This is a genomic window from Streptomyces sp. NPDC091287 (genome assembly GCF_044768525.1).
Taxonomy (GTDB): domain Bacteria; phylum Actinomycetota; class Actinomycetes; order Streptomycetales; family Streptomycetaceae; genus Streptomyces.
In genome coordinates this window covers 169855-183036 of the sequence record NZ_JBIVUV010000017.1, presented here as the reverse complement: position 1 = coordinate 183036, position 13182 = coordinate 169855, and the positions used below count along the sequence as shown (strand labels likewise).

The 13182-nt window shown below is 72.6% G+C and carries 11 protein-coding genes; 5 read left to right on the top strand and 6 right to left on the bottom strand.

Translation table 11 applies throughout. The annotated features are described in order from the left end of the window. Nucleotides 1-33: 33 nt before the first annotated feature. Together ACIQRW_RS27635 and ACIQRW_RS27630 are read right to left on the bottom strand one after the other, a co-directional pair. Nucleotides 34-462 (bottom strand): organic hydroperoxide resistance protein, encoded by a 429-nt coding sequence (locus tag ACIQRW_RS27635; protein ID WP_073867823.1) that lies wholly within the window; start codon nt 460-462, stop codon nt 34-36. 101 nt (nt 463-563) lie between these two features. Next, the gene (locus ACIQRW_RS27630) at nt 564-1583 is read right to left on the bottom strand and encodes an NADP-dependent oxidoreductase (protein ID WP_403765033.1); all 1020 of its coding nucleotides are present in this window, start codon (nt 1581-1583) and stop codon (nt 564-566) included. Between the two features lie 132 nt (nt 1584-1715). Here ACIQRW_RS27630 and ACIQRW_RS27625 point away from each other — a divergent pair, with 132 nt between their 5' ends. Further along, nucleotides 1716-2147, top strand: a complete 432-nt coding sequence (locus ACIQRW_RS27625) for a MarR family winged helix-turn-helix transcriptional regulator (RefSeq protein WP_403765031.1) — start codon at nt 1716-1718, stop codon at nt 2145-2147. A 33-nt stretch (nt 2148-2180) separates the two neighbouring features. Here ACIQRW_RS27625 and ACIQRW_RS27620 read toward each other — a convergent pair whose 3' ends face one another. Further along, on the bottom strand, nt 2181-2984 hold the full coding sequence (locus ACIQRW_RS27620; protein ID WP_403765029.1) for a hypothetical protein: 804 nt from the start codon (nt 2982-2984) through the stop codon (nt 2181-2183). Between the two features lie 124 nt (nt 2985-3108). Here ACIQRW_RS27620 and ACIQRW_RS27615 point away from each other — a divergent pair, with 124 nt between their 5' ends. The 3 genes from ACIQRW_RS27615 (at nt 3109) to ACIQRW_RS27605 (ending at nt 6468) form a co-directional block, all read left to right on the top strand. Further along, on the top strand, nt 3109-3678 hold the full coding sequence (locus ACIQRW_RS27615; protein ID WP_403765027.1) for a hypothetical protein: 570 nt from the start codon (nt 3109-3111) through the stop codon (nt 3676-3678). A gap of 131 nt (nt 3679-3809) precedes the next feature. Then, nucleotides 3810-4847, top strand: coding sequence for a rod shape-determining protein (locus tag ACIQRW_RS27610; protein WP_361877061.1), 1038 nt, complete (start codon nt 3810-3812; stop codon nt 4845-4847). Between the two features lie 49 nt (nt 4848-4896). Continuing rightward, on the top strand, nt 4897-6468 hold the full coding sequence (locus tag ACIQRW_RS27605; protein WP_403765024.1) for a GAF domain-containing protein: 1572 nt from the start codon (nt 4897-4899) through the stop codon (nt 6466-6468). 29 nt (nt 6469-6497) lie between these two features. Here the strand turns inward: ACIQRW_RS27605 and ACIQRW_RS27600 are convergent, their stop codons facing one another. After that, nucleotides 6498-6929 carry an Lrp/AsnC family transcriptional regulator gene (locus ACIQRW_RS27600; protein WP_030078115.1) on the bottom strand — a complete coding sequence of 144 codons (432 nt, stop codon included), beginning with the start codon at nt 6927-6929 and terminating at the stop codon, nt 6498-6500. Between the two features lie 127 nt (nt 6930-7056). On the opposite strand from ACIQRW_RS27600, the gene ACIQRW_RS27595 reads away from it, so the two are divergent. After that, the gene (locus ACIQRW_RS27595) at nt 7057-8280 is read left to right on the top strand and encodes a nitrate/nitrite transporter (protein WP_403765022.1); all 1224 of its coding nucleotides are present in this window, start codon (nt 7057-7059) and stop codon (nt 8278-8280) included. Between the two features lie 70 nt (nt 8281-8350). On the opposite strand, the gene ACIQRW_RS27590 is transcribed toward ACIQRW_RS27595, so the two are convergent. Both ACIQRW_RS27590 and ACIQRW_RS27585 read right to left on the bottom strand, forming a co-directional pair. After that, nucleotides 8351-10516 (bottom strand): ThuA domain-containing protein, encoded by a 2166-nt coding sequence (locus tag ACIQRW_RS27590; protein ID WP_403765020.1) that lies wholly within the window; start codon nt 10514-10516, stop codon nt 8351-8353. Then, a complete protein-coding gene (locus ACIQRW_RS27585; RefSeq protein ID WP_403765018.1) occupies nt 10513-13002 on the bottom strand; it encodes a PQQ-dependent sugar dehydrogenase in 2490 nt (829 codons plus the stop codon). Before ACIQRW_RS27585 ends, ACIQRW_RS27590 begins: the two co-directional genes overlap by 4 nt. Between the last annotated feature and the right edge of the window lie 180 nt (nt 13003-13182).

The following is a 13182-nucleotide window of genomic DNA, read 5'->3' as shown; positions in this document are numbered from 1 at the left end:
TGGTCAGCGACTCTGTGGTCAGCGACTCTGTGGTCAGGCGACCGAGAGCTCGACGTTGATGTTGCCGCGGGTGGCGTTCGAGTACGGGCAGACCTGGTGGGCCTTCTCGATGAGCGCCTGCGCGGTGGCGGCGTCGACGTTCGGGATGGAGGCGCTGATCGCGACCTCCAGGCCGAAGCCGCCGGCCTCCGTCTTGCCGATCGAGACCGAGGCGGTCACGGTCGAACCGGAGATGTCGGCCTTCTCCTGGCGGGCGACGACGCCCAGCGCGCCCTGGAAGCAGGCGCTGTAGCCGGCCGCGAAGAGCTGCTCGGGGTTGGTGCCCGCGCCGCTGCCGCCCATGGCCTTCGGCGGGTTGACGACGACGTCGAGCTGACCGTCGTCGGAGGAGACCCGTCCGTCGCGGCCGTTCTCGGCGGTGGCGACGGCGGTGTAGGCGACGTCGATCTTCTGGATGGTCATGGTGTGAGGATTCCTCCTGTTGGTGCGCCGCGACTCGCGCCCACGGATCGCGTCGGCCTGCGGACGAGCCTAACGCGTGACCGCGACCGGCAGGGAGCGGGTCAGACCAGGGAGACGATCATCTTCCCGGTGTTCTCACCGCGCAGCAGCCCGACGAAGGCGTCGTAGCCCTGCTCGATGCCCTCGACCGTCGTCTCCCGGTACTTCAGCTCGCCCGAGGCCAGCCAGCCGGCGACCTCCTGGACGAACTGCGGCTGGAGGTCGGAGTGGTCGCTGACGAGCATGCCGGTCAGGCGCAGCCGCTTGCCGATGATCAGCGCCATGTTGTTCGGGCCGGGGGTCGGCTCGGTCGCGTTGTACTGGGCGATCATGCCGCAGATGGTGGCGCGGCCGTGCACGTTGAACGAGGAGATCGCGGCTTCCAGGTGCTCGCCGCCGACGTTGTCGAAGTAGACGTCGATGCCGTCGGGGGCGGCTTCCCTGAGCTGGTCGCGGACCGGCCCGTTCTTGTAGTTGAACGCGGCGTCGAAGCCGTACTCCTCGGTGAGGAGCTTGACCTTCTCGTCGGAGCCGGCGGAGCCGATGACCCGGGAGGCGCCCTTGAGCTTCGCCATCTGGCCGACCTGGCTGCCGACGGCGCCGGCCGCGCCGGAGACGAAGACCGCGTCGCCCTCCTTGAAGGAGGCGACGTCGAACAGGCCCGCGTAGGCGGTCAGTCCGGTCATGCCGAGCACGCCGAGGTAGGCGGAGAGCGGGGCGAGGTCGGGGTCGACCTTGACCGCGTGCTTCGCGGGCACGTCGGCGATCTCGCGCCAGCCGAGGCCGTGCAGGACGTGGTCGCCGACGGCGAAGCCCTCGGCGTTCGAGGCGATGACCTCGCCGACCGCGCCGCCGTCCATGGGGTGGTCGAGCTGGAAGGGCGGGGTGTAGGACTTCACGTCGTTCATCCGGCCGCGCATGTACGGGTCGACCGAGAAGTACTTGTTGCGGACGAGGACGCGGCCCTCGGCCGGAGCGGCGACCTCGGCCTCGCGCAGCGCGAAGTCCTCGGCCTTGGGCCAGCCGTGCGGGCGGGCGACCAGGTGCCATTCACGGCTGGACGTGGGAAGTGCTGCAGACATGGGCTCGGGTTCTCCTCAATGTCATACGAGGGGGTGTGCTTCCGCGCCCGATGGCGCGAAAAGCTTCATGACATGAAACAACCATGCTCCTGAATATTTCATGATGTCAAGTAAATCGGTACGCTGTGGCCCATGGCCACTCGCACAGACCCCGTGACCCTTGAGGTCGTCGAGCTCATCGGCGCCGTCGTGGCGCGCTACCACGAGGAGTACGACCGGGCCGCCGCCGAGCACTCCCTCACCGGGGCGCAGGCGCGGGTGCTCGGGCTGCTCTCGCTGGCGCCCCTACCGATGCGGAAGATCGCCCTCAGGCTGAAGTGCGAGCCGTCCAACGTCACCGGGATCATCGACCGGCTGGAGACCCGGGAGCTGGTGGAGCGCAGGCCCGATCCGGCCGACCGGAGGATCAAGCTGGCCGCCGCGACGGAGAAGGGCAGGCGCACGGCCCGTGAGCTGCGGGACGCGCTGGACTTCGCCCGGGAGCCGCTGGCCGGCCTCTCCGACGCCGAGCGCACGGTCCTGCGGGACCTGCTGCGCCGGATGCTGGGCGAGGCGCCCGTCTAGTCCTTGATCACGTGCACACCGCACAGCCCCTGGTCACGTGCACCACCACAGGAAGCGGGTGCAGGTCGGGGACGGCGTCGGGGTGGGCGTCGGCTCCGCCGGGGGCGGCGGGGGTGCGGGCGCGGTCGTCGACTCCTGCGGATCGTCCGGTTCCGGCGGATCGGCGGGCGGGCTGTCCGGGGCGTCGGACGGGTCCGCGTCGTCGGGGTCCGGGGAGGCGGTGGGCCCGTCGGTGGGCGAGGCTTCGGGGCTCGGCGCCCGTGAGGGGTTCCCACGGCGCGTGCCGGCCGGTGAGGCGTCCGTCGCGGGGCCCGTGGTCGCCCCGGCCCGGGAGCCGACGGGGCCGGGGTCGCGGGGCTCGTCGGCGGACGGCTCCTCGGGCGCGGCGCCGGACGGGCCGGACGGCGACTCGCGTACGTAGTCGGCGGCGGTGTCGTCCCGCCCGGGCTCACTGGCCAGTTCCGCCAGGCTCAGGGCGCCCGCCGCGAGGAGCAGCCCGAGGGCGCCGAGCAGGACGGTCCGGCCGCGCCGACGATGACCACCGCGGGCCCGCCGCCGCGAAGCGGGGCGGGCGTCGGGCCGGCCTCCGGCACCGCGTCGGGCATCCCGTCGGGCGTCGAGCCGGGCATCGCGTCGGGTGCCCCGTCGGGCGTCGCGTCGGGTGCCTCCCTCGCCGGCAGGCGCGGCCGTCCCGTCCGATGATGCGGTCCCACCGGGCGCGTCACGCACGTCCGGGGTGGGCACGGCGAAGGGACCCAGTGCCTCGGCGGGCGTACCGCACCCGGCGCAGGCCAGGGCTCCGTTGAGATGCCGTCGGCACGGGTGGCAGTAATCCATGGCGCCCGCAGGTTAGGCGTGCGCGGAAGAACCAGGGAAGCCGCACAGGTGAGGATCTTGTGAGGAAGCCCTGATTCCGGTGACGGCCGGTCCGATACGCCTGACACGCGGGAGGATGGGCGGCATGACCGCTCCCGCCCCCTTCGGCCCCCTCCAGTTCCAGCTCGTCCTGCTGCGCCGGATGGCCGACCACCAGCCCGATCTGGTCGAGGAGGCCCGGCACGAACTGAGCGCCTCCCTCGCCGATATGCGGGAGGCCAACCGCCGCTGGCAGGCCATGGTCCGGGCGCCCCGGGGGCGGGGGTCGCTGCGGCGCTACCGCTCGGTGCTCGGCGAACCGGAGGCGATCCTGCCGCGCAGGGTCGGGGACCTGGAGTGCGAGGCGCTGCTGTGGCCGGTGCCGCTCTGGCCGGACCTGCGGTTCGAGGTGATGGCCGGGCCCGGCGGGGCCGTGTGGAACGAGTGGCTGGTGCGTGCCCCGGGCGCGGCCGGACCGGAGCTGGCCTCTCCGGACGCGCTGACCCCGTGGTCGTGCACCGTGGACGAGGCGGCCCGCGCCTTTCCCCCGGCCCGGCCGATGGAGGGCAGCGCCCCGACCCGGTGGTCGCTGGCCGTCACCGACCCGGCCACCGGCCGCGAGCGGGTCGCGGAGTTCACCTGGGGCCTGTTCCAGCGGCTGCTTCCGACCCGCTGACCTGAGGAGCCGTCAGCTCCGGCCCCCTTACGGCGCAGCTCAGCGCGCGCGACGTGCGGGAGGGCGCGACCATGCAAGGAGGGACCGGCTGCCGCCGGTGCCCACCGTCCGCGCTCTCGGGAGAACCCGCCGTGACCGTCAGCCTTGAGCAGTTGCAGCGTTGCCACGTCGCCGTCGATCTCGGGGCCGCGAGGACCCGGGTGTACGTCAAAGGGCTCGGCCTCGTCGTCGACGAACCGAGCGTCGCCGCCGTCAACACCCGTACCGGCTCCCTCATCGCCGTCGGTGCGCTCGCCGAGCAGATGACCGGCCGCACCCCCGAGTACATCCGGGTGGCCCGCCCGGTCTCCGGCGGCACCGTCGTCGACATCGAGATGGCCCAGCGGATGCTGCGCCATCTGCTGGGCGACAAACTCCGCCGCCAGCTGCGCCGCAAGCCCCGGCTGCGCGCCGCCGCCTGCACCCCGCACGAGGCCGACCCGCTGGCCCAGCGTGCCACGGTGGAGACCCTGGTCGGGCTCGGCGCCCGCCGGGTCGAGCTGGTGGACACCCTGATCGCGGCGGCCGTGGGCTGCGGGCTGCCGGTCGAGCAACCGACCGCCACCATGATCATGGTGTGCGGGGCCGCCACGACCCAGATCGCGGTGCTCTCGCTCGGTTCGATCGTGACCGCCGTCCGGATCCCGGTGGGCGGCAACGCGATCGACGAGGCGGTCATCCAGCATCTGCGCCAGCGCCACGAGCTGGTGCTCCCCAGCCAGTCCGTGCGCCCGCTCCAGCTGGCGCTGCACGGCAACGGCCTCCAGCTGACCGGCCCCGCCCTCACCGAGATCCACGGCCGCGACGTGGCGACCGGGCTGGCCCGCTCTGTGCAGGTCGACACCGCCGCCGTACGGCAGGCCATCCACACCCCGCTCACCGCGGTGCTCGACGGGGTGGGCAAGGTGCTCCGCGACTGCCCGCCGGACCTGGTGGCCGACCTCGCGGACCGGGGCATCATGATGGTGGGCGGCAGCGCGCTGCTGCCGGGCCTCGACCAGATGCTGCGCGACGCGACCGGGATGCCGGTGCACATCGCCGAGCGTCCCGACGTCTGCTCGGTGCTCGGTCTGGGCGCGATGCTCGACGGCAAGATCCAGCCGATGGTCCTCAACCCGCTTGCGGGGTGAGCGCGTCGGCACGGACCGGGCGGTGGAACGGCCGGCGCGGAGGGCGCGGATGAAGGGGCCCGTGGAGCCCGGCCCGGCCGCCGCCGGGCGGCTGCCGATGCTCCTGGAGGCGGTCCTCAACGTCGGCAGCGACCTGGAGCTGGGCTCCACCCTCCAGCAGATCGTGGACACCTCCACCGCCCTCACCGGGGCCCGCCACGGTGCGCTCGGCGTGCTGGACCCGGACCGCGACCGGGTCGAGGAGCTGTACACCGCCGGGATGACGGAGGCGGAGCGGCAGCACCTCGACCTCTTCCCGGACGACTCCTCCGCGGGTCCGGCCGCCCTGGTCGAGGAGGACCGGCAGGACCGTCCCCCCGGCCGTCCCCCGGCGTGCGGCTTCCTGCGTGCGCCGATCCTGGTCCAGACGGAGGTCTTCGGGCATCTCTTCCTCGCCGAGAAGCCGTCGGGGCCGTTCAGCGACACGGACCGGGCCCTGCTGCGGGTCCTCGCCGCCCAGGCGGGCATCGCGATCGGCAACGCCCGGTTGTACGGGACGGCCCGGCAGCGCGAGCGCTGGATCGCGGGAGCGGCGGCCGTCACCACGGCCCTGCTGACCGGTACCGACGCGGCCGACGCGCTGATGACGGTGGCCGAGCGGGCCCGGGTGCTGGCGGGTGCGTCGGCCGGGGTGATCCTCCAGCCGACGGAGCAGGGCGGGATGGAGATCGTCACCGCGTCCACGCTGGACGATCCGGCGGGCATCGTCGGCACGGTGATCGAGCCCGGCTCCGCGGTGCTGGTGCAGCTGCTCGGCGGCGAACCGGTCTTCGTCGAGGACTCGGCCACCGATCCCCGGATGACCACCGGCGTACGCTCCCGCTTCGGGCCGAGCATGATGCTGCCACTCCAGAGCGGCGGGCGGCTCATCGGCACCCTCGCCCTGCCCCGGCGGCGCGGCGAACGGCCCTACACGGAGATGGACAAGCTGCTGGCGACCCAGTTCGCCTCGCAGGCGGCACTCGCCCTGGTGCTGGCGGACGCGCAGGCCGACCGGGAGCAGCTCGCGGTGTACGAGGACCGTGACCGGATCGCCCGTGACCTGCACGATCTGGTGGTCCAGCGGCTCTTCGCCACCGAGATGATGCTGGAGTCGACCCGCCGCCGGGCCGCGTCGGAGGAGACCGGCGGCGCGGAGGCGGAGGCCGGTGACGGCGCGGAGGCGGAGGCCGGTGAGCTGCTGGGGCGGGCCGTGGACGAGCTGGACTCCACCATCCAGGAGGTCCGCACCGCGATCTTCGCGCTCCAGCAGCCGCCGACCGGGGCCCCGAGCACCTTCCGGGGCCGGGTGCTGCGGGAGACCGGGGGCGCGGCGGCGCTGCTGGGTTTCCCGCCGTCGGTGCGGTTCGCCGGGGCGGTGGACGCGCTGGTGGGCGAGGAGACGGGGCGGGAGCTGCTGGCCGCCCTGCGCGGGGCGCTGGCCGCCGCGCACCGCAGGCCCGGCGTGTCGGCCATCGAGGTGGAGGTGGACGCCACGGTCCGGCTGCCGGACGGGCGGACCGGGGTGCGGCTGGTGGTCGCGGACGACGGGCGCGGCGAGGACGGCCGTCCGACGACGGTGACCTGGCAGGCCCCGGTCTGAGCCGGAAGGACCCCGGGGGGTGCGGCGGCTCAGTGCTTCGGGGCCGCCCGCAGGGCGATCCGGGTGTTGGAGTGGGCGATGCCCGCCTCCCGTTTCAGCCGGCGCAGCAGGGTGTCCAGCGCCCCGGGGTCGGCGGCGGTGGCCCGTACGAGGTAGTCGTGGCCGCCCGTCACGTGGACCACCTCCGTGATGCCGGGCAGCATCAGCACCGAGCGTTCGAACTCCTCGTTCGTCGTGTCGAGGCGCAACGTCACATCGATGAAGACGACCAGGCCCGAACGGGTGTCGGCGGCCGGGTCGACGATGACGGTGAAGCCCCGGATGACCCCGTCGCGGCGCATCCGGCGGACGCGGTCGCCCGCCGCGTTGGCGCTGAGCCCCACGCGTACGCCCAGATCCCGGTACGAGATCCGGGCGTCCTCCTGGAGAATGCCGAGGATTTCCCTGTCCAGCCGATCCATACCGTGATTGTCCCAGCTCGTGGCGGTATCGGCTGAGGGAGGCCACCGAAGGCCGAGGGCGTCCGCCGTCCCCCGGTCGGCGCAGTCCGGCGGGCCGTGCGGTGCCCCGCGCCCTTGACTGGCTGGTGTGGACACCTCCGTCAAGCAGTCTCCCGAGCCGCCCGCCCCGGCGGCAGCCGCACCGCCCGCGGCCGCGTACCGCAATCTCGTGCTGGCGACGGTCGGCTTCGCGCTGACCTTCTGGGCGTGGAACCTGATCGCGCCGATGTCCGGGGACTACAAGGACCGGCTGGGGCTCAGCTCGTTCCAGCAGTCCTTCCTGGTGGCGGTGCCGGTGCTCGTGGGGTCGCTGGGCCGGATCCCGGTGGGGGCGCTGACGGACAAGTACGGCGCGAAGCTGATGTTCCCGCTCGTGTCGGCGCTGACGATCGTGCCGGTGCTGCTGCTGATCCCGGCGAAGAACTCCTACGGGGCGATGCTCGCGGTCGGCTTCCTGCTGGGGCTCGGCGGGACGACGTTCGCGATCGGCGTTCCGCTGGTCAACTCGTGGTTCCCGCCCGCCAAACGGGGCTTCGCCCTGGGGGTGTTCGGGATGGGCATGGGCGGGGTGGCGCTGTCGGGCTACTTCACCCCGCGCATCGCGAAGCACGGCGACGACCTGCCGTTCCTCGTGGTCGCGGGGGCGCTGGTGGTGTACGCGCTGGTGGCGGCCGTCCTGGTCAGCGACCACCCCGGCCGGAAGATCCCCGCGGACACGCTGGCGCACCGGCTCGGCGAGGCCGGGAAGCTGCGGGTGACCTGGGAGCTGTCGGCGCTGTACGCGATCGGCTTCGGCGGCATCGTGGCGTTCGGGGTGTATCTGCCGACGTATCTGAAGACCTGGTACGAGATGTCGCCGACCGAGGCGGGCACCAAGGCGGCCGGGTTCGCCCTGGTCACGGTGGTCTTCCGGCCGATCGGCGGCTGGCTCTCGGACCGGGCGCACCCGGCGCTGGTGACCTCGGTGGCCCTGCTGCTGGCCGCGCTGATGGCGATCGTGCAGGCCTTCGAGCCGCCGCTGAACCCGGTCGGCACGATCGCGCTGCTGGCCATGGCGGCCGGGCTCGGCACCGCGAGCGGCAGTGTGTTCGCCCTGGTATCGCAGGTGACGCCGCAGCCGAAGGTGGGCAGTGTGACGGGCATCGTCGGGGCGATGGGCGGGCTGGGCGGTTTCGTGCCGCCGCTGTTGATGGGCGCGATCTACAGCGCCAAGGACAGTTACGCGATCGGCTTCATGCTGCTGTCCGATCTGGCACTGGCGGGGTGTGTGTACGCGTACGGGCGGATGCGGACCATCCAGCGCGAGGAGTGAGGCCTCCGGTCCGGAGGAACGGCCGCGTTCCCGCCGGAACGCGGCCGTCCGTGTGCGGGCCCCGGTGCGGCTACCCGCGCTTCCGGAGCTGCTGTTCGAACCGGTCCGCCCAGTACGCGGTCCGGTCGAGGTAGGCCGTCTCGGCGGCCTCCCCGGTCTTGCCGTACGCCCCCTCGTAGGTCTCGTAGCCGTGGCCCGGGGGCGGGCTGGAGGAGGCCGGTTCGATGGAGCTGCCCTCGTGCCACTCGTTGAACGAGGTGACGGAGACCCAGGTGGGGTCGCCACCGATGGCCGGGTCGAGGGCGTTGTTCCACTCCAGGTCGTAGGAGGCGCCGTCCTCGCGGCCCAGGGTGGGGGTGGTGTTGCCGGGGACGGCCCGGTCGTCGAGGTAGCCGGGGGCGACCGAGGGGGCCCAGACCAGACCGTTGGCCTTGGCGTAGTCGCCCGCGTTCTTCCAGCCGGGTGCGGTGGCCCCGGCGATGCCGTCGTAGGTGTAGATCCCGCCGAAGTGGTCGACCTTGCTGGTGTCGGTGGTCTGGGCGAGGACGATGGCGGTGTCCTTGACGGCGTCCAGCGCCGACCAGTCCTGGATCCTCAGGCTCTCGAAGACGTAGTAGGCGTTGCGGTCGCCGTGGGCGGCGTCCCGGTAGAAGGCGGGGTGGTCGCCGAACTTCCCTTCCAGATAGGCGATGTCGTCGACGACGGACTCGGCGGTGCGGCCTCCGTAGGGCTCGATGTGCCAGGCGACCTCGATGCCATGGCGGGCGGCGGCGTCCATGACGTCACCGGCCAGGGAGTCCTCGTAACCCCCTTGCCCCCACCAGCTGTAGACGATGACGCCCGCGCCGGACCGCTGGACCCACCTCATGTGCTGGTCGACGGCTCCGGCGATGTCCCCGGAGTCGTACGGGCCGAGCTTCGGGTACAGGTCGGCGCCGATGGCGTCGGGCGGGGTGTGGCCGCCCTGCTGCCAGTGCCGCCAGCTCCCCGATCCGTCGGGGGTGCCGTACCAGGGGTAGTAGAAGAGGTGCACGTTGGACGAGCCCTCGTCCTCGGTGGCCGGGGCGCGGGTCAGGGTGAGGCGGTCGACGTCGAAGAGGGCGCCGGCTCCCCCGGTGAACCGCAGGAACAGCGGGCCCGTCCCGACGGTCAGGGTGGTGGTGACCTCGGTGAAGGTCTCCCAGCCTCCGGTCGGGGCGACGGCCACGGAGCCGAGGAGCGGCCCGGTGGCGGAGCCGGAACGGACCTCGATGGTGCCGCCCGCGCCGGCCGAGGAGACCCGGGCGGTGAAGGCGGTGGCCCCGGCGGTGTCGAGGGCGGAGTAGCCCGCCCAGTCCCCGTGGTCGATGTAGCCGAGGGTGGCTCCCCCGCTCGCCGAGCCGTGGGCGGCGCTCTGGACGCCGGAGGAGGAGGTGTACGCCTCCGCCTCCGCGCTGTCGCCTCCCGGGTCCGGGCCCGGGCCGCCCGCACCGCAGTCGGCCTCGACGGCTCCGGCCGCGTACTGGACGCCCCCGAGGAGGAGTTGGCGGAAGTCCGGGTCGGCGAAGGACTCGATGGTGTGGCCGAGTCCGGTGTAGAAGGAGCGGCCCTCCTGCTGCGGGTGGCACCAGGTGATGGGGTGGTCGCCGCCCATCTCGCCGCCGCTGTAGCTGGATTCGTCCAGGGACTGGAGTACGTGGACATCCGAGCGGGGGTTGGAGCGGTAGTTGTACCACTCGTCGGTCCGTGTCCAGGTGTCGTCCAGGTGCGCGGTCGCCGGGTGGACGTGGTCCTCGGTGGTGAGGCGGGCCTCCTGGATCGCCGGGTGGCTCTGGAACCTGGCGCCGACGAGGTCCTCGTACTCCGGCCAGTCGTATTCGGTGTCGGCGGCCGCGTGCACGCCGACGAATCCGCCGCCGCCGTCCACGTACCCCTTGAGGGCGCTCTGCTGGGTGTCGTTCAGGACGTCGCCGGTGGTGGAGAGGAAGACGACGGCCTCGTACTCGGCGAGGTTCGCCGGGGTGAAGGCGGTCGCGTCCTCGGTGGCGGTCACGGTGAACTCGTTGGCCGCGCCAAGCTGTTGGAGGGCGGTGATGCCCGCAGGGATGGAGTCGTGCCGGAATCCAGCGGTCTTGGAGAAGACCAGGACCTGGTACGGGTCGGCTGCCGCCGCGCTCTGCACTCCGGGGCTCAGGAAGGCCGCCCCGAGGGTGAGGGCCACGGCGCAGGCGAGGCGGCGGACGCGGGATCGTCTCATCGGTGGTCCACCTGCGCTCCCTGTGTGTCGAACGTGAAGGCGTCCAGGTCGAAGAGGCTGCCCTGGCCCGTCGGGCCCTTGAAGACGAAGAACAGCTCGGTGGTTGTGGCGGGGGCGTTGTTCACGTCCGCCGTGACGTTCACGAAGTTCTCCCAGCCGCCGGTCGGGGCGACGGTGATCGTGGACAGGAGCGTGCCGGTGGCGGAGCCGGCCCGCACCTCCAGGGTGCCGCCCGCGCCGCCGGAGGCGACCCGTGCGGTGATGGAGGTGGCGTTGGACAGGACGTACGGCTTGAAGGAGACCCAGTCGCCGTTGTCCGTGTAGCCGACGGTCGCGCCGCCCTCGGCGGGGCCGTGCGGGGCGACCTGGATGCCGTTGTGGGCGGCGAAGTGCTCGCCCTGGCGGTGGCGGGGCTGGAGGACGGAGTCGCTGTGCGTGGTGAGCCCGCCCGCGTCGGTGTACTCGGCGTCGAAGACCCCGTAGATGTTGGCGGCGGTGTCGTGCTCCCCGTCGACGGGGACGTCGATGGTGCCGGAGCAGCCGTTCTTCGAGGTGATCTGGTGGCGGTGGCTGTCATGGCCGAGGAGGTAGGTGACCTTGACCTTGGAGCAGTCGATCGTGCCGTCCTCGGGGTCGCTGACGGTCACGGTGAAGGGGACGGAGTCGCCGAAGGAGAACAGCGAGCCGTCCGCCGGGGTGTTGAGCGTGACGGTGGGCGCGCTGTTGCCCGCCGTCACGACCAGGCTCGCGGAGCCGGTGAGCCCTGCGGGGTCGGTGACGGTCAGGGTCGGGTTGAAGGTCCCGGCGGTGGTGTAGGTGTGGCTGGGGTTGGCGTCGGTGGAGGTGGTCCCGTCGCCGAAGTCCCAGGCGTAGGTGAGGTTTCCGCCCTCGGGGTCGGCGCTGCCGGCCGAGGAGAAGGAGACCGCGAGCGGGGTGGGCCCGGAGGTCCTGCTCGCGGCGGCCTTGGCGACCGGGGAGCGGTTGCTGCCCGCGAGGTGTTCGACGCGGTACAAGGCCTGGTTGTTCGCGCCGGTGCCGTAGTCGAGGACGTACAGCGCGCCGTCGGGTCCGAACGCGGAGTCCATCACCTGGGTGCCGGTCCACGGGAAGGTGTCGATGGTCCCGGGCGATCCGTCGGCCTCGACCTCGACCGGCTTAATCCACTTGCGGCCGTACTCGGTGGCGAAGAAGCGGCCGTCGAGGGAGGCGGGGAACTTCACGGCCGAGTCGAGACCGGCGTCGAAGTTGTATACGGGTCCGGCCATCGGGGACTCGGAGCCGCCGCCGAACTCCGGCGGGGAGCCCGCGTCACCGGCGTACCGGATCCAGGCCGGCTGGGCCGGGGGCAGCGTGGCCCGGCCGGTGTTGCGGAAGGAGTTGTTGGCCGGGCCGGAGGCGCAGTTGTACTTCCCGCCGGACGGGCCGCTGGGGAAGGTGTACTCGCCGTACGTCTCCGTGGGCGTGTTGGTGCCGGTGCAGTACGGCCAGCCGAAGTTGCCGGGCTGGGTGACCCGGTTGAACTCGACCTGGCCGCTGGGGCCCCTGGCCGGGTCGGTGCCGCCCGCGTCGGGGCCGTAGTCGCCGATGTAGACGGCTCCGGACTTCTTGTCGACGGACATCCGGAACGGGTTGCGGAAGCCCATCGCGTAGATCTCGGGGCGGGTGTTCGGGGTGCCGGGGGCGAAGAGGTTGCCCGCCGGGACGGTGTAGCCGCCGTCCGCCGTGGGCTTGATCCTCAGCAGCTTGCCGCGCAGGTCGTTGGTGTTGCCCGAGGACCGCTGGGCGTCGAACTGCGGTTTGCGGTCGGTGCGTTCGTCGATGGGGGCGTAGCCGGCCGACTCGAAGGGGTTGGTGTCGTCGCCGGTGGTGAGGTAAAGGTTCCCGGAGGCGTCGAAGTCGATGTCGCCGCCGACGTGGCAGCACTGGCCCCGGTCGCTCGCGACTTCCAGGACGACCTTCTCGCTGGCGGTGTCGAGGGTGCCGTCGGCCTTGAGGACGAAGCGGGAGAGGTTCAGATGCCCTTTCCACGCCTCGAAGTCGGCGGCGGAGCCCGTGGTGGGGGCGTCGCCCGGCGGGGTGTTCAGGACCGGCGAGTAGTAGAGGTAGACGAAGCGGTTCGTCGAGAAGCCCGGGTCGACGGCGATGCCCTGGAGGCCCTCCTCGTCGTGGGTGTAGACGGCGAGCTTCCCGGCGGTCTTCGTCGCCCCGGCGGCATCGGTCAGCCGGACCGTGCCGTCGCGGGCCGTGTGCAGCACGGACCGGTCCGGCAGCACGGCGAGCGACATGGCCTCGCCCAGCTCGGCCCCGCCCAGGGCGAGTTGCACCTGCTGGTAGTCGGCGGCGGGGATGTCGGCCGCCACGCGCGGGGCGCGGGCCTCGGGGTCGGCGGCGAGGGCCAGCCCCGCGGCGGGGACGGCGAGCGTGGCCACGAGCAGTGCGGCGAGCGCGGTGGCGCATCTGGACCACCGTGGGGGTGCGGGTGACATGGTCGTTCCTTCCTGACGGTACGTGGGGTCCCTCAGGCAAGGCGCTGTCGCGCTTTGCGGCGTACGGCTCCCGGCGCGCGGGGCGTACGGCATGCGGTGTGCGGGCGTGCGACGACTGCGCCGGTGCACGGGCGCAGGCAGCTTTTTTCTTGGAGAGAGCGCTCCAACTCCCCTAGCAGG